At 71.6% G+C, this 15302-nt stretch carries 15 protein-coding genes; 9 read left to right on the forward strand and 6 right to left on the reverse strand.

All coding sequences use genetic code 11. The features are described 5' to 3' along the window. Positions 1 to 96: 96 nt before the first annotated feature. On the reverse strand, positions 97 to 561 hold the full coding sequence (locus tag ACFC1X_RS19845; protein ID WP_376355367.1) for an ATP-binding protein: 465 nt from the start codon (positions 559 to 561) through the stop codon (positions 97 to 99). 233 nt (positions 562 to 794) lie between these two features. Between ACFC1X_RS19845 and ACFC1X_RS19850 the strand changes: the two genes are divergently transcribed. The 9 genes from ACFC1X_RS19850 (at position 795) to ACFC1X_RS19890 (ending at position 11005) form a co-directional block, all read left to right on the forward strand. Further along, positions 795 to 1643, forward strand: coding sequence for a hypothetical protein (locus ACFC1X_RS19850; protein WP_376355369.1), 849 nt, complete (start codon positions 795 to 797; stop codon positions 1641 to 1643). Between the two features lie 147 nt (positions 1644 to 1790). After that, positions 1791 to 2552, forward strand: a complete 762-nt coding sequence (locus ACFC1X_RS19855) for a YcnI family protein (protein WP_376355531.1) — start codon at positions 1791 to 1793, stop codon at positions 2550 to 2552. A 124-nt stretch (positions 2553 to 2676) separates the two neighbouring features. Then, positions 2677 to 3327: an SCO family protein gene (locus ACFC1X_RS19860; RefSeq protein ID WP_376355371.1), complete on the forward strand. Its 651-nt coding sequence runs from the start codon at positions 2677 to 2679 to the stop codon at positions 3325 to 3327. Next, on the forward strand, positions 3324 to 3824 hold the full coding sequence (locus ACFC1X_RS19865) for a copper chaperone PCu(A)C (RefSeq protein ID WP_376355373.1): 501 nt from the start codon (positions 3324 to 3326) through the stop codon (positions 3822 to 3824). Before ACFC1X_RS19860 ends, ACFC1X_RS19865 begins: the two co-directional genes overlap by 4 nt. A gap of 24 nt (positions 3825 to 3848) precedes the next feature. Next, entirely contained in the window at positions 3849 to 6032 is a 2184-nt protein-coding gene (locus ACFC1X_RS19870) for a copper resistance CopC/CopD family protein (protein WP_376355375.1), read from the forward strand. 8 nt (positions 6033 to 6040) lie between these two features. Continuing rightward, a complete protein-coding gene (gene efeB / locus ACFC1X_RS19875) occupies positions 6041 to 7315 on the forward strand; it encodes an iron uptake transporter deferrochelatase/peroxidase subunit (RefSeq protein ID WP_376355377.1) in 1275 nt (424 codons plus the stop codon). 96 nt (positions 7316 to 7411) lie between these two features. Further along, positions 7412 to 8344, forward strand: a complete 933-nt coding sequence (gene pheA, locus ACFC1X_RS19880; protein ID WP_376355379.1) for a prephenate dehydratase — start codon at positions 7412 to 7414, stop codon at positions 8342 to 8344. 544 nt (positions 8345 to 8888) lie between these two features. Then, positions 8889 to 10166: a serine--tRNA ligase gene (gene serS, locus ACFC1X_RS19885; RefSeq protein ID WP_376355381.1), complete on the forward strand. Its 1278-nt coding sequence runs from the start codon at positions 8889 to 8891 to the stop codon at positions 10164 to 10166. Further along, positions 10163 to 11005, forward strand: a complete 843-nt coding sequence (locus ACFC1X_RS19890; protein WP_376355383.1) for an HAD family hydrolase — start codon at positions 10163 to 10165, stop codon at positions 11003 to 11005. Before serS ends, ACFC1X_RS19890 begins: the two co-directional genes overlap by 4 nt. A gap of 182 nt (positions 11006 to 11187) precedes the next feature. On the opposite strand, the gene ACFC1X_RS19895 is transcribed toward ACFC1X_RS19890, so the two are convergent. From ACFC1X_RS19895 to ACFC1X_RS19915, 5 genes are all read right to left on the reverse strand, one after another. Continuing rightward, positions 11188 to 11478, reverse strand: a complete 291-nt coding sequence (locus tag ACFC1X_RS19895) for a hypothetical protein (RefSeq protein ID WP_376355385.1) — start codon at positions 11476 to 11478, stop codon at positions 11188 to 11190. A gap of 130 nt (positions 11479 to 11608) precedes the next feature. Further along, on the reverse strand, positions 11609 to 12328 hold the full coding sequence (locus tag ACFC1X_RS19900) for an ABC transporter permease subunit (RefSeq protein WP_376355387.1): 720 nt from the start codon (positions 12326 to 12328) through the stop codon (positions 11609 to 11611). Positions 12329 to 12339: 11 nt separating this feature from the next. Then, positions 12340 to 13251, reverse strand: coding sequence for an ABC transporter ATP-binding protein (locus tag ACFC1X_RS19905; RefSeq protein WP_376355389.1), 912 nt, complete (start codon positions 13249 to 13251; stop codon positions 12340 to 12342). Beyond that, positions 13248 to 14156 carry an ABC transporter permease gene (locus ACFC1X_RS19910; RefSeq protein WP_125491852.1) on the reverse strand — a complete coding sequence of 303 codons (909 nt, stop codon included), beginning with the start codon at positions 14154 to 14156 and terminating at the stop codon, positions 13248 to 13250. The genes ACFC1X_RS19905 and ACFC1X_RS19910 overlap by 4 nt, the downstream gene beginning before the upstream one ends. Continuing rightward, a complete protein-coding gene (locus tag ACFC1X_RS19915; RefSeq protein ID WP_234956656.1) occupies positions 14146 to 15108 on the reverse strand; it encodes an ABC transporter ATP-binding protein in 963 nt (320 codons plus the stop codon). The genes ACFC1X_RS19910 and ACFC1X_RS19915 overlap by 11 nt, the downstream gene beginning before the upstream one ends. Positions 15109 to 15302: the final 194 nt, after the last annotated feature.

The raw sequence follows: 15302 nt of genomic DNA on the forward strand, positions 1-15302 counted from the left end.
CTCGTGGTCCGGGTTTTTTTTATAACCCCCCCCCACCGCGGGCCGGGCACCTTCGCGGTGCCCGGCCGTCGTCGTACGCCTGGTCTTGCCGTCGGGTCAGACCGCCACCAGCGGCGCGTCCTCCCGCCACTTGAGGATCTTGTCGAAGCTCACCACTGCGCCGTTCCGCCCCGGCTCGTTGCCGATCTGGACGTGGTCCGCCAGTTCCCGGATGAGACACAGGCCGCGCCCGCTCTCGGCGTCCGCGGAGACCGGGCGGCCCACACTCCCCGGCCGGCCCGGCGCGGCGGCGGGGAACCCGGGGCCGGTGTCGGAGACCTCGATGTGGCAGCGCTCGCCGTCCAGGTAGGCCGTGACGCGGTAGGCATCCGTGAGGCCGCCCGCGCCGTCGTCCCCGCCGTGCTCGACGGCGTTGGCGCAGGCCTCGCTCAGGGCTACGGAGAGATCGAAGGAGATGTCCGGGTCGACGCCCGCGCTCTCCATGGTGCCGATCAGCAGGCGGCGGGCCAGGGGCACGCTCGCAGCCTCGCGCCGCAAATGGAGTGACCACCAGATGCTCATGCTCCAGCCTCCCGGCCGCGGCTCGACATACCGTTACGTATTGCCCCTCACACCCCGGTGTAAGCACGCGCGGGCCGTGACACCCCTCATCTGGCGGATGTGTCCCCGTCGTGCGCCGGTGTATGTGGCACCGCGCGCCCCAGAGAGTGATCTTCCGGTTCACTTCGGGTCGTACGGCATCTTGTGGACCTGCCGTACGGGGCGGGGGGCGTCAGTGCGATGATGAGCCCGCCATGACTGCCCCCCACCCGCCAACGGCGCGCTCCGGGAACGATCTCCGGATCCTGCGGGCCGCGGTGTTCGCCGCGGTCTGCGTCGTGCTGGCCGCGGCGGGGCACACCCTCGCCTCCTGCGCCACCGTTCCGCTGTGGTCGCTGGGCGCCGGATTCCTCGGGGCGGTCGTGGTCGCCGCGCCCCTCGCCGGCCGGCTGCGCTCGCTGCCCGGCATCGTGGCGCTGCTCACCGTCGGACAGACCGCGCTGCACGTCCTGTTCGGACTGGGCCAGCACGGCACCACCGCGGTCACGGCATCCGGTACGGCCGCCGGGGCCGCCGGCGCGACGGGCGGGCTGTCCGACGCCTCTCTGGTCCAGCAGGCGGCACGGCTGGTCTGCGGGACCACGGCGGCGGCGATCAGCCCGGCCCAGGCCCAGCGGATCCTCGACGACGCCCGGGTCGCGCCGGACGCCGCCACCGGCGCCACGCACCATCCCGCCGACGCGCTGGCCGGCGCCGGCGACTCCGCCTCGCTGCTGCCGTCCCTGCCGATGCTGCTCGGCCACGTCCTCGCGGCCCTGGCCGCCGGCTGGCTGCTGCGCCGCGGGGACCTGGCACTGGCCCGGCTCGTCGAACTGTCGGCGCACTCGGCGCACTCGATGGCCGAGGGAGCGCTCGTACGCGCCCTGCGCGCGGCGCTCTCCCTGGTGCGCGCCCTGCACGCCGGGCTCGCCGGCGCCCCCGGTACGGGCCCGCGCCCGCCGCGGCCCGCCCTGCTGGCGCCGCCGCGGCCCCGTACCACCGCACTCCAGCACACGGTGATCAGGCGCGGCCCGCCGAGCGACGTGTTCGCCCTCGCCGCCTGACACGACACGACCACCACCCCGCTTCCACCGAGGAGTACGGAGGGGCCGTCGTCGTGCGGCACGCGCGCGTGCGCGCATCCCTCTCCTCACCCGCACCGGTGCGGTACCGGTGCCCACTCGAAGCGGAGTGCTCCGTCCATGAAGACTATGAAGGCTTCCCGTGTCGCCGCCGTCGGCGCCGTCTCCGGCATCGCCGTCCTCGCCCTGTCCGCCCCCGCCTTCGCGCACGTCAGCGTGCAGCCGGAGGGCACGGCCGCCAAGGGCGGCTACGCGGTCGTCGACTTCAAGGTCCCCAACGAACGCGACAACGCCTCCACCACCAAGCTGGAGGTCAACTTCCCCATGGACCAGCCGCTCGCCTCCGTGATGCCGCAGCCGGTCCCCGGCTGGAAGGCCGAGGTCACCAAGTCCAAGCTGGACAAGCCGATCGAGTCGCACGGCAAGCAGCTCACCGAGGCCGTCTCCAAGGTGACCTGGACCGCCGAGGGCAAGGGCGTCGAGCCCGGCTACTTCCAGAAGTTCCCGGTCTCCCTCGGCACGCTGCCCGAGGACGCCGACCAGATGGTGTTCAAGGCCATCCAGACGTACTCCAACAAGGAGGTCGTGCGCTGGATCGAGGTGCCGCAGGAGGGCCAGGAGGAGCCCGAGAACCCGGCGCCCGTGCTGGAGCTGGCCGCCGCCGAGGACGACGCCCACGGCGCGGCGGACTCGTCGGACGACAAGGCCGGGAACGACGCCGAGTCGGCCGCCAAGGACACCGCCACCGAGGCCTCCGCCGACGACGGCTCCGGTGACGGCAGCGACACCACCGCCCGGGTCCTCGGCATCGTCGGCATCGTCGTCGGCGCGGCGGGCGTCGGCTACGGCGTGCTGGCGGGCCGCCGGCGCGACTCCGGCGCGTCGGCGTAACGACGCCCGCGCCGGTGCGTCGACGCCACCCCGTCGGCGCATCCTCATGTCCGGTGCGCGCCGTTCCGTCGGTCCGACGGACCCCGGCGCGCACCGGTGCACCTCACATCTGGGACATTTTTCTATGCGCAAGAAGACGTTCGCCGCGGCGGCCCTGCTCGCCGCCGCCTCCCTGACCCTGTCCGCCTGCGGCAGCGGCGCCGACAGCGACAAGCCGGTCACCGTGGTCTCCGAGGACACCGCCCAGCAGGCCGCCACCGTCCTCGACAAGCCCTTCGAGAAGCCCGACCTCGTCCTCACCGACACCCAGGGCAAGAAGTACGACTTCCGCGAGCAGACCGCCGGACGGCCCACGCTGGTCTACTTCGGCTACACGCACTGCCCCGACGTCTGCCCGCTGACCATGAACAACATCGCCGTGGCCAAGAAGCAGCTGTCGCAGGCCGAGCAGGACAAGCTCCGGATCGTGTTCGTCAGCACCGACCCGGAACGGGACACCCCGGCCGCGCTGGGCAAGTGGCTCAAGGGCATCGACCCGCAGATCGTCGGCCTGACCGGCGACTTCGACACCATCCAGGCCGGCGCCCGCACCCTCGGCATCTCGATCGACCCGCCGACCAAGGACAAGAACGGCAAGATCGTCTCGACCCACGGCACCCAGGTCGTCGCCTTCTCCCCGAAGTCCGACGCGGGCTACGTCCTCTACGGCGAGGACGCCACGGTCGACGACTACACCAAGGACCTCCCCAAGCTCGTGAAGGGGCAGAACCCGTGAGCGGCCGCGGCACCCGCCCCGCCCTCGCCGCCCTCGCGGTGATCGGCACGCTGGCCCTCGCGGGCTGCGGCGGCTCGGACTCCGGCTCCGCGGCCTCCGGCGCCTCCGGGGCCGAACTCTCGGTCGGCGCCGCCTACATACCGCAGCCGGTCTCCGCCTCGATGGCGGCCGGGTTCCTCACCATCACCAACGAGGGCGACTCGGACGACGAACTGACCTCGGTCACCAGCGGGGCGGGCGACGTCACCGTGCACGAGACCGTCGACGGGACGATGAAGGAGGTGGACCGCCTCAAGATCCCCGCACACGGTCAACTCGTGTTCAAGAGCGGCGGAAACCACCTGATGTTCGAGAAGCTGAAGCAGCAGCCGAAGCAGGGCCAGTCGGTCACCGTCGAACTGCACTTCGCCCAGTCCGACCCCGTCACGGTCAAGGTGCCCGTGAAGGCGGCCACCTACCAGCCCACCGACTCACACTCCGCACACACCGGAAACTGACCGGACACCGAGGGAGGGACCACCTTGACGCAGACCATCGCCCCGCGCTTCCGGACCCTGGTGCTGCTGCTCCTGGCCGCGGCCTGCGCGCTGCTCGCCGGCGCCGGACCGGCCTCCGCGCACGCCGCCCTGACCGGCAGCGACCCCCAGCAGGGGGCGGTGGTCGACCGGGCTCCGGCCCAGGTGTCGCTCACCTTCTCCGAGTCGGTCTCCGTGGACGACGACTCGCTGCGCGTCCTGGACCCCAAGGGCAAGCGCGTCGACGACGGCAGCCCGTCCGGCACGGGCGGCACGACGTACTCCGTGAAGCTGCACACCGGGTTGCCCGACGGCACCTACACGGTGACCTACCAGGTGGTCTCCGCCGACAGCCACCCCGTCGCCGGCGCCTACACCTTCTCCGTCGGAGCCCCGTCCGACACCTCGGTCTCCGTCTCCGGCCAGGAGGCGGGCGGCGGGTTCGTCGGCGCCCTCTACGGCTTCGGCCGGTACGTGTCGTACGCCGGGTTCGCCGTGCTGGTGGGCGGCGCCGCCTTCGTGCTGGCCTGCTGGCCGCGCGGCTCCGGGGTCCGCGTCGTACAGCGGGTCGTCGTCTCCGGGTGGCTCGCACTGACCGCCGCCACCCTCATGCTCCTGCTGCTGCGCGGCTCCTACACCGGTTCCGGGAAGGCCGGTGACATCGTCGACCTGAACCTGCTCGGCGAGGTGCTGCAGACCAAGACCGGCGCCGCGCTGGTCTCCCGGCTGCTGCTGCTCGCGGCCGCCGCGCTGTTCGTCGCCGTGCTCTTCGGCGCCTACGACAAGCGGGAGGACGAGGAGAAGCGGGACCTCACCTTCGGGCTCGCGGTGGGCGGAGCCGTCGTCGCGGCGGGCCTCGCGGCGACCTGGGCGATGTCCGAGCACGCCTCCGTGGGCCTCCAGGCGGGCCTCGCCATGCCGGCCGACATCGTCCACCTGATCGCCGTGGCCACCTGGCTCGGCGGACTCACCGCCCTGCTCGTCGCGCTGTACCGCGGCCCCGCGGACACACCGGTCCCGGCCGTCGCCGTACACCGGTTCTCGCGCGTCGCCTTCGGCAGCGTGGTCGCGCTGGTGGTGACCGGTACGTACCAGTCCTGGCGCCAGCTGGGCTCCTGGTCGGCCTTCACCGACACGCGGTACGGACAGCTGCTCCTCCTCAAGATCGGGCTCGTCGCGGTGCTGGTCGGCATCGCCTACCTCTCGCGCCGGTGGACCGCGCAGCTGGCGGGGGCCGCGGCACCGGGCGTGGTCCGGCAGCGGGAGCAGGGGGAGAAGCGCGAGAAGGGTCAGAAGGGTCAGAAGGGCGAGCAGGCGGAGAAGGAGCGGGTGGGCGCGTCGTCCGGCCGCGGGAACGAGAAGGCGAAGGGTTCCGAGAAGGCGGCGGCCTCCGACAAGGCGGCCGGTGGCTCGAAGGGGTCCGGGGGTGCCAAGGGGGCCGGTACGGGTGCCAAGGGGGCCGGTACGGGTGCCAAGGCGGGCGCCAATGGGGCCGGAGCTGGGAAGGGCTCCGGGGCCGCGAAGAACGCCGGGGCCGGGAAGGGCTCGGGGTCCGGGAAGGGCTCGGGGTCCGGGAAGGGCTCCAGCGCCGCGAACGGCTCCGGCGGCTCCCAGCGTGCCGCTCAGCTCGCCCGGCAGCGCGCGGCCGTGGACGCCGCCCGGCAGAAGCGGCAGCGGGACGCCGACCCGAACCGTTTCGGACTGCGCCGCTCCGTGCTCGCCGAGGCGGGCGTCGCCGTCGTCCTGCTGGCCGTCACCACCGTGCTGACCCAGACCGAGCCGGGCCGGACGGAGCAGGAGGCCAAGGCCACCGGCGCCTCCTCCGCCACCACCCCCGCACCGTCCACCGGCGCGGTGACGCTGGACATGCCCTTCGACACCGGCTCCCAGAACGGCAAGGGCGTCGTACGGGTCGAGCTCGACCCCGCCCGGGTCGGCGCCAACGACCTGCACCTCTACGTCGAGCGCCCGGACGGGACCGCCTTCGACATACCCGAGGTGAAGGTCGCCCTGACCCAGGAGGCCAAGGACATCGGGCCGCTGGCCGTCGCCCCGGACCACATCACCACCGGCCACTGGTCGGCGAGCGGAGTGCAGATCCCGATCGGCGGCGACTGGGAAGTCTCGGTGACCGTGCGGACCTCCGACATCGACCAGGTGACCGTCTCCAAGAACGCGCAGATCGGCTGAACCGCACCATGTCTGACCAGTCCACACCGGAAGCTACGAACGCCGAGACCGCCGCCCGCGAGGGCATCTCGCGTCGGCGGCTGCTCGGCACCGCCGGTGCCACGGGGCTCGTACTCGGCGCGGCCGGCGGCGCCACCGGCTACGCCGCCGCCCCCTCCACGGCGGCCGCCCCGCTCACCTCGCTGGGCAGCGGGCGGGCGATGTTTCACGGGAAACATCAGCCCGGCATCACCGACCCCATGCAGGCGTGCGGTCATCTCGTCGCCTTCGACCTGGCGGCCGGCGCCGGCCGCAAGGAGGCCGCCGCGCTGCTGCGCCGCTGGTCCGACACGGCACGCCGGCTGATGGCGGGCGAGCCGGCCGGAACCCGTGACACGGACGTGGCCCGGGACTCGGGGCCGTCCTCGCTGACCGTCACCTTCGGCTTCGGGCACAGCTTCTTCGGCCGGACCGGCCTGGACGGGCAGCGCCCGGTCGCCCTCGACCCGCTCCCCGACTTCTCCTCCGACCACCTCGACAAGAACCGCACCAACGGCGACCTGTGGGTGCAGATCGGGGCGGACGACTCCCTGGTGGCCTTCCACGCCCTGCGCGCGCTCCAGCGGGACGCCGGGGCCGCCGCCCGCGTCCGCTGGCAGATGAACGGCTTCAACCGGTCTCCGGGAGCCACCGCCCGCCCCATGACCGCCCGCAACCTCATGGGGCAGGTCGACGGCACCCGCAATCCGAAGCCGTCCGAGCCCGACTTCGACCGGCGGATCTTCGTCCCCGAAGAGCCGGGGAAGAACGAGCGGGCCTGGATGGCGAACGGCTCCTACGCCGTCGTACGCCGGATCCGCATGCTCCTCGACGACTGGGAGAAGCTCTCGCTCAAGGGCCAGGAGGACGTGATCGGCCGCCGCAAGTCGGACGGGGCGCCGCTGTCCGGGGGCGGCGAGACGACCGAGATGGACCTGGAGAAGACGGACAAGGCGGGGAACCTCGTCGTTCCGATCAACGCCCACGCCCGCATCACCCGGCCCGACCAGAACGGCGGCGCGGCCATGGTCCGCCGCCCCTTCTCGTACCACGACGGCTTCGACGCCGACGGTGTCCCGGACGCGGGCCTGCTCTTCGTCTGCTGGCAGGCCGACCCACTGCGCGGCTTCGTGCCCGTGCAGCGCAAGCTGGACCGGGGCGACGCCCTGTCGCAGTTCATCCGGCACGAGGCGAGCGGCCTGTTCGCGGTGCCGGGCGGGGCCGCGGAGGGTGAGTACGTGGGCCAGCGGCTGCTGGAGGGATGACCCCGGCCGGGGAGTGCGGAAGCCGGGTCTCACCCGCGCGAGGGGCCGTCGTGAGACACGTGAGCCGTGTCTCCCCGGGCCCATTAGGGTGAGGTCATGCCAGCCAGTTACGCGTATCTCGGCCCTGAAGGCACCTTCACCGAAGTCGCCCTGCGCACACTTCCGGAGACGGCGACCCGGGAACTGGTCCCGTACGTCTCGGTCCAGTCCGCGCTCGACGCGGTGCGCACCGGCGAGGCCGAGGCCGCGTTCGTGCCGATCGAGAACTCCGTCGAGGGCGGCATCACCACCACCCTCGACGAGCTGGTCGCCGGCCAGCCGCTGATGATCTACCGCGAGGTGCTGCTGTCCATCACCTTCGCGCTGCTGGTCCGCCCCGGCACCAAGCTGTCGGACGTCAAGACGGTCACCGCCCACCCGGCCGCCCAGCCCCAAGTCCGCAACTGGCTCAAGGCGCACCTCCCGGACGTCGCCTGGGAGTCCGCCGCCTCGAACGCGGACGGCGCCCGCCTGGTCCAGGAGGGGCGGTTCGACGCCGCCTTCGCCGGCGAGTTCGCCGCGGCCCGCTACGGTCTTGAGGTGCTGGAGGCCGACATCCACGACGCGGAGAACGCGCAGACGCGCTTCGTGCTGGTGGGCCGTCCGGCCCGGCCCGCGGCCCCGACCGGCGCGGACAAGACGTCCGTGGTGCTCTGGCAGCGGGACGACCACCCCGGTGGCCTGCGTGATCTGCTGGGCGAGTTCGCCACCCGGGGCATCAACCTGATGCTGCTCCAGTCCCGGCCCACCGGCGCGGGCATCGGCAACTACTGCTTCTGCATCGACGCGGAGGGGCACATCTCCGACCGGCGGGTGGCCGACGCGCTGATGGGGCTGAAGCGGGCCTGCCTCCAGGTGCGCTACCTGGGCTCGTACCCGCGGGCGGAGGTCGGGGTCGCGGACGTGGACGCGCTGCGGCCGGGCACCTCGGACGAGGCGTTCGTCGCGGCCGCGGACTGGGTGGCGCGCTGCCAGGACGGCCGGTTCTGACGGTCGGTTCTGACGGCCGGTGCCTACGTCCCGTACGACCGGTCCTACCTGCTGATTTTCGTTGTCCACAGGAGTTATCCACAGGTCTGCTTCTCGACCTGGGGACAAGTCGACAACGTAACGGCATTCAGTCGACATATCCCCCTACAGCCCCCCACTTCGTCCACAGAGGCCCAAGCCACCCTTCGTCCACCTGTTTCTTGCACCCCATCCTCCGGAGTGACACCGGGTGTCCCGTTTCCACTCGAAAGTGCGGGCCTGGAGGGTTTGGACGGGCCGCCTCCAGGAATTGGGAATGATCACTTCCGTGAGTCCACAGATCTTTCGCACAGCCTGTGGATAACTTTTCCCGACTGTGGATTCCTGTGGACAGTCACGCCTCAAGTCCCGTTCCCCACAAGGAAATCCGGTCAACCCGTCGTCCCCGAGGTGCCTCGTTCCAGGGATGCCGCAGCTTTTCATTGACCGGTCGCACGGAACGTGAGACGCGCGTTCGGCAATAGTGGGTCGAGACCCGTCACCGCACACCGGTAGCCTTGACCGCGTGATTGACCTTCGCCTGCTCCGTGAGGACCCCGACCGTGTGCGCGCCTCTCAGCGCGCCCGTGGAGAGGACGTCGCGCTCGTCGACTCCCTCCTGTCCGCCGACGAGCGACGCAGGTCGTCCGGCGTGCGCTTCGACGAGCTGCGCGCCGAGCAGAAGGGCCTCGGCAAGCTCATCGGCAAGGCCTCCGGGGACGAGAAGGCGGAGCTGCTGAAGCGCGCCGAACAGCTGAAGACCGACGTCAAGACCGCCGACGCCGAACGCGACGCGGCCGACGCCGAGACCCAGGAGCTGCTCCAGCGGCTCGGCAACCTCGTCCACCCCGACGTCCCCGTCGGCGGCGAGGAGGACTTCGTCACGCTGGAGACCCACGGCACGCACCGTGACTTCGCCGCCGAGGGCTTCGAGCCCCGCGACCACCTGGAGCTGGGCCAGCTGCTCGGCGCCATCGACGTCGAACGCGGCGCCAAGGTCTCCGGCTCGCGCTTCTACTTCCTGACCGGCGTCGGCGCGCTCCTGGAGCTCGCCCTGGTCAACGCGGCGATCGCCCAGGCCACGGCCGCGGGCTTCACCCCGATGCTGACCCCGGCGCTGGTCCGCCCCCAGTCGATGGCCGGCACCGGCTTCCTCGGCCAGGCCGCCCAGGACGTCTACCACCTCGACAAGGACGACCTGTACCTGGTCGGCACCTCCGAGGTCCCCCTCGCCGCGTACCACATGGACGAGATCCTCGACGCCGACCGCCTGCCGCTGCGCTACGCCGGCTTCTCGCCCTGCTTCCGCCGCGAGGCGGGCTCGCACGGCAAGGACACCCGGGGCATCTTCCGCGTGCACCAGTTCGACAAGGTCGAGATGTTCTCCTACGTCCTCCCCGAGGACTCGCAGGCCGAGCACCAGCGCCTGCTGGAGTGGGAGAAGCAGTGGCTGACGTCGCTGGAGCTGCCGTTCCGCGTCATCGACGTCGCCTCGGCCGACCTGGGCTCCTCGGCGGCGCGCAAGTACGACTGCGAGGCGTGGATCCCGACCCAGGGCAAGTACCGCGAGCTGACTTCGACCTCGGACTGCACCGAGTTCCAGTCCCGTCGGCTGTCGATCCGGGTCCGCGAGGACAGGAAGGTGCGCCCGCTCGCCACGCTCAACGGCACGCTGTGCGCCGTCCCGCGCACGATCGTGGCGATCCTGGAGAACCACCAGCAGGCCGACGGCTCGGTGCGCGTGCCCGAGGTGCTCCGCCCGTACCTGGGTGGCCGGGAGGTCCTGGAGCCGGTGGCCAAGTGAGCGACACCGCCTCCGCCACGGCCGCCGGTGCCGGTGCCGCCGGGACTTTTCCGTACCGGCTGATCGCGACCGATCTCGACGGCACGCTGCTGCGCGGCGACGACACGATCTCGTCGCGCACCCGGGACGCGCTGGTCGCGGCCACCTCGGCGGGCGCCGCCCACATCGTGGTGACCGGCCGCGCGGTCCCGTGGACCCGGCACATCCTCGACGACCTCGGCTACGACGGTCTGGCCGTCTGCGGCCAGGGCGCGCAGGTCTACCACGCCGGGGAGCACCGGCTGCTGACCTCGGTCACGCTGGACCGCCAGCTGGCCGGGGTGGCGCTGGCCAAGATCGAGGCGGAGACCGGTCCGCTGTACCTGGCGGCGAGCCGCGACGGCTTGGACGGCGACGTCCTGGTCGGCCCGGGGTACGAGGTCGGCGGTGATCTGCCGGCGGTGCCCTTCACCGACGCCTCGGACCTGTGGTCGGCGCCGCTGAACAAGATCTACATCCAGCATCCGACCCTGTCGGACGACGAGCTGGCCGAGGCGGCCCGGCGCACCGCGGGCGGCTTCGTCACGGTCACCATGGCGGGCGCGGGCATCGTCGAACTGCTCCCCCTCGGCCTGTCCAAGGCGACCGGGCTGTCGCTGGCGGCCCGTCGGCTCGGCCTGAAGGCGGCGGACACGATCGCCTTCGGCGACATGCCCAACGACGTCCCGATGTTCGGCTGGGCCGCCCGCGGCGTGGCGATGGCCAACGCCCACGAGGAGCTGAAGGCGGTGGCCGACGAGGTGACGTCCTCGAACGACGAGGACGGCATCGCGGTGGTCCTGGAGCGCCTGTCGGGCTGACCCGCCCGGCACGGAGCCCACGAGCCGGACGGCGCCGACGTCCCCGTCGGTCGGCCCACGCGAGGCGACCCGCGTGCTCGAAGCGGCCGCCCGATGCGCCGGCGCCGTCCGGCCTCATGCATCCACCACAATGCCGCCGCGGCAAGCCGGGCGCCACCGAATAGAGGCGGACATACGCCGCGTCAGCTCCGGCGCCACCTACGGCGTCTGCCCTTGCTGAAGAACCAGCCCGCGGGCGGCTCGTCGGAGCGCCACGGCTGCGGCTCCGGCTTCTCGCGGCGCCAGCGGGCGGCGAGCATCCGGGAGCGGGCCGAGGGCTCGAAGGTGCCGGCCTCGCGCACGAACTCCTCGTCCAGGACGAGGCCGTCCCAGGCGTCGTCTCCGGCGCTGTGCTCCGCGCCGCTCCTGGTGGCTTCCTCGCCGCCGTCCCGCGGCCGTCCGTGGCCGTCCTGCTGAGGTGTCTGGCCCGCCATCCCGGTCCTCCCAGCCCCGCGACGCCCGTCTGTTTCCCGTACTCGTCCCGGCCCAGTGTGCCCGGGCCGGGGTGAAGGCCCCGTCAGGTCGAGCCACGCCGGGTCAAGTCCCGGTCGGCCCGGGGCCCGCTCACTCCTCCCCGGCGAGCGTCAGCGACCTCAGCTTCTGGCCCGCGTACCAGGTGGCGAGGACGGTCACGCCCACCAGCAGCGCCGTGGCTGTCGGCAGGCCGACGTCCGAGGTCACCAGGTTTCCGTCGGCGACCTTCTGGGCCACCGCCAGGGACCACTGCTGGACGCTCAGCGTGCGGGCGCCCGGCACCAGGGAGCCGAACAGGGCCTCCCAGACGAGGGCGTAGACGAGCCCGAAGACCACCGCGTGCCGGGACACCGTGCCCAGCAGCAGGAACAGGGCGGCGTAGGCGATGGAGGCGACCAGCGCGGCGATCGTGTAGGCGACGGCGATCTGCTGGCCGTTGCCGTTCAGGATCAGGCCGGCGAGGAACGTGGGTACGGCGGAGAAGACCATCGTCACCGCTATGGCGACGATCAGCTTGGTGAAGATGATCGTCGGCCGTTTGATCGGCTTGGACAGCAGGTACACCACCGAGCCGTCGTCGATCTCCGGACCGATCGCACCGGTGCCGGCGATGACGCCGATGATCGGCACCATGGTGGCCAGGGCGAACCCGCCCAGCACGTCCGCCGCGGTCTGGTCGTCGGCTCCGGCGAGCGCGCGCACCGCGACGGCGATGACGAGCAGCAGCAGGGGCAGCGCGCCGAGGATGAGGGCCCGGCGGCGGCCGAGCAGGGCTCGGTAGGTGAGCCGGGCGACTGTGGGGTCGTACATTCTTCGGCCTCCTACGCCGCGACGAGGTACGAGAAGACGGACTCGAGGGACTCGTCGGACGGCGAGACCGTGAACAGCCGGATGCCGTGGTCGCGGGCGACCTTGGGCAGCAGGGCCGTGAACCGTCCGAAGTCGACGGCCTGGACGCGCAGCGCGCCCTCGGCGAGGTCGACCTCGATGCCGGACGTCGACGGGTCGGCGATCAGCGCGGCCGCGAGAGCACGGTCGTCGCTGGAGCGCACCAGGTAGCGGTGCGGCCGGTCGGTCATCAGGCGGCGGATCTTGCGGAAGTCGCCACTGGCCGCGTGGCGTCCGGCGACGATCACCTCGATGTGCCAGGCGAGCTGTTCGACCTCTTCGAGGATGTGCGAGGAGAACAGCACGGTGCGGCCCTCGTCGCCCATGCGCCGCAGCAGGTTCATCAGCTGCATGCGCTGGCGCGGGTCCATGCCGTTGAACGGCTCGTCGAGCAGGAGCAGGGACGGCTGGTGGACGAGGGCGGAGGCCATCTTCACGCGCTGCCGCATGCCCTTGGAGTACGTGGCGATCTTGCGGTCCTGCGCGTACTCCATCTCCACGGTGGAGAGGGCCTCCTGGGCGGCCTTGGCGCCCAGGCCGTGCAGTTCGGCGTTGGCCAGGACGAACTCGCGGCCGGTGAGGAAGTCGTACATCGCCTCCCGCTCGGGGACGATGCCGATGTGCTTGTAGATGGCCTCGTTGCGCCAGACCGGCCGGCCGTCGAGGGTGACGCTGCCGGTGGAGGGGGCGAGGAAGCCGCCCATCATGTTGATGAGGGTGGACTTTCCCGCGCCGTTGGGGCCGAGGAGGCCGGTGACGCCGGGGCCGATCGTCATGGTGATGTCGTTGACGGCGACCACATTGCCGAACCAGCGGGAGACGTGGTCGATGCTGAGGGTGCTCACAGTCCCACCTTCTTGTAGCGGCGCATCAGCAGGCCGTAGGTGCCGGCGATCAGGCCCAGGGTGACGAGGACGAAGACCAGGCCCTCGCCGTTGCTCGGGCCGACCCCGCCCGGGAAGGCCGAGGTGGCGCCCAGGAAGGCGGACTGCACCCCGTCGATGAGGGTGATGGGCGAGAACAGGCCGATCCAAGAGACGGCCCCGGAGCTGCCCTGGACGTCAGCGATCGCCTGGAGCGTGGAGACCGCGCCGTAGGTGATGGTCAGGACGGCGATGACGGCGGCGATGCCGAAGCCGCGGCGCGGGGTGACCGAGGCGACGACCAGGCCGAGTCCGGCGAAGAGCAGCGAGAGCAGTGCCACGGAGACGAGTCCCTGTGCGAACCCCTTGGTCTGGTCCGCGAAGTCGAGTTTGGCGAGCAGCGCGCCGACATAGAGCACCAGCAGGGGTGCGGCGGTGAGGATGAACAGGGCCGAGGACAGCGCCGCGTACTTCGCGCGGACGTAGTCGGAGGTCTCGATCGGCCGGGAGAAGTACAGCGGCACGGTCTTGAAGCGCAGGTCGCGCGAGACGGACTGGGGGGCCTGCGAGGCGACGTACAGGCTGATGACGGCCTGGAGGACGATCGCGTAGCGCGTGTAGTCCACGGGCAGGTCGTTCGCCTTGGTCGCGACGGCGACGGCGACCATGATGGCCGCGGGCAGGCACATCACCACGAACAGCAGCATCGGCAGCACCTTGGACTTGGCCGAGCGGCCGAGGCCGTAGGCGCCGCGCAGGGACTGCGAGTACAGCGAGCGGCGGGCGTAGGCGCGGCCGAGGCGGGGGCCGTCGTAGTTGCGGTAGCCGATGTTGTGGATGCGGGTCTGGTCACCCGGGACCGTGGCTGTGGGCTGTTCAGCTGCCATGGCCGACCGCCTCCTTCCGTGCTTCGTCGCTGTCCTTGAAGACCTCCGAGATGTGGTGCCGGCGCTGTTCCATCCGGACCAGGCCGAGGCCGAGGTCGGCGATGACGTCCCGGACCAGGTCGTAGGTCTCCTCGCCGGAGGCGGTGAGCAGCAGGACGTGGCCGGCGCCGGGCAGGCCGCTGCCGTCCTGGACGGTCACTCCGCGCGCGTCGAGCGCGTCGCGCACCGCGCGGGTGCCGTCGGGGTGTTCGTCGGTGTCGGTGACCTCGATGGCGAGGGTCGTCGTGTTCTGCGTGAAGTCCGTGGTGGAGCTGGAGCGCAGCAGCTTGCCGCCGTCCACGACGACGACGTGGTCGCAGGTGCGTTCCAACTCGCCCAGCAGGTGTGAGGTGACCAGGACGGAGATGCCGAAGTCGGTGTGGATGCGGCGGATGAGGCCGAGCATCTCGTCGCGGCCGACCGGGTCGAGGCCGTTGGTCGGCTCGTCGAGGAAGACCAGCTGGGGGTCGTGCACCAGGGCCTGCGCGAGCTTCACGCGCTGCTTCATGCCGGTCGAGTAGCCGCCTATGGGCCGGTAGCGCTCCTCGTACAGGCCGACGTGGCGCAGGGTGTCGGCCGTACGCTCGCGCGCGGCGGTGGGCGGCAGCCCGGACATGCGCGCCATGTGGACGACGAACTCGGTGGCCGAGACGTCGGGCGGCAGGCAGTCGTGTTCCGGCATGTAGCCGACCCGCTCGCGGATGGTGGCGCCCTTGGTGGCGACATCGAGTCCGAGCACTTCGGCCCGGCCCTCGGTGGCGGGAGACAGACCCAGAAGGATCTTGATCAGAGTGGACTTGCCGGCGCCGTTGGCACCGACGAGTCCGGTCACACCGGGTCCGACATCCACGGAGAGCCGGTCGAGCGCGGTCACCCGGGGGAACCGCTTGCTCAGGCTTTCGGTCGCGATCACAGTCACATCCATGACAGTAGTGACGCGCGCCACTGAGGTCGTCAGACCGCAGAGCCGTCTTGGAGTCAGACTCGAGTAGTACGGGCCCGTAGGGGATGCCGTACTTGAGAGCCACGGAGCGGGGCTCCGGGGGCCCGCGCCCGCCACCCTATTGACGTTGGGTCTAACAACTGGGAGATTCGGCGGCGTCACGT

The sequence above is a fragment of the Streptomyces sp. NPDC056128 genome, assembly GCF_042263835.1.
In the GTDB taxonomy this organism is placed as follows: Bacteria; Actinomycetota; Actinomycetes; order Streptomycetales; family Streptomycetaceae; genus Streptomyces.

What these genes read in the sequence shown, in the direction of transcription:
- ACFC1X_RS19845 (WP_376355367.1), bottom strand. Translation starts at nt 561, where the DNA reads ATGAGCATCTGGTGGTCACTCCATTTGCGGCGCGAGGCTGCGAGCGTG.
- ACFC1X_RS19860 (WP_376355371.1), top strand. Translation starts at nt 2,677, where the DNA reads ATGCGCAAGAAGACGTTCGCCGCGGCGGCCCTGCTCGCCGCCGCCTCC.
- ACFC1X_RS19895 (WP_376355385.1), bottom strand. Translation starts at nt 11,478, where the DNA reads ATGGCGGGCCAGACACCTCAGCAGGACGGCCACGGACGGCCGCGGGAC.
- pheA (WP_376355379.1), top strand. Translation starts at nt 7,412, where the DNA reads ATGCCAGCCAGTTACGCGTATCTCGGCCCTGAAGGCACCTTCACCGAA.
- ACFC1X_RS19850 (WP_376355369.1), top strand. Translation starts at nt 795, where the DNA reads ATGACTGCCCCCCACCCGCCAACGGCGCGCTCCGGGAACGATCTCCGG.
- ACFC1X_RS19910 (WP_125491852.1), bottom strand. Translation starts at nt 14,156, where the DNA reads ATGGCAGCTGAACAGCCCACAGCCACGGTCCCGGGTGACCAGACCCGC.
- ACFC1X_RS19900 (WP_376355387.1), bottom strand. Translation starts at nt 12,328, where the DNA reads ATGTACGACCCCACAGTCGCCCGGCTCACCTACCGAGCCCTGCTCGGC.
- efeB (WP_376355377.1), top strand. Translation starts at nt 6,041, where the DNA reads ATGTCTGACCAGTCCACACCGGAAGCTACGAACGCCGAGACCGCCGCC.
- ACFC1X_RS19855 (WP_376355531.1), top strand. Translation starts at nt 1,791, where the DNA reads ATGAAGGCTTCCCGTGTCGCCGCCGTCGGCGCCGTCTCCGGCATCGCC.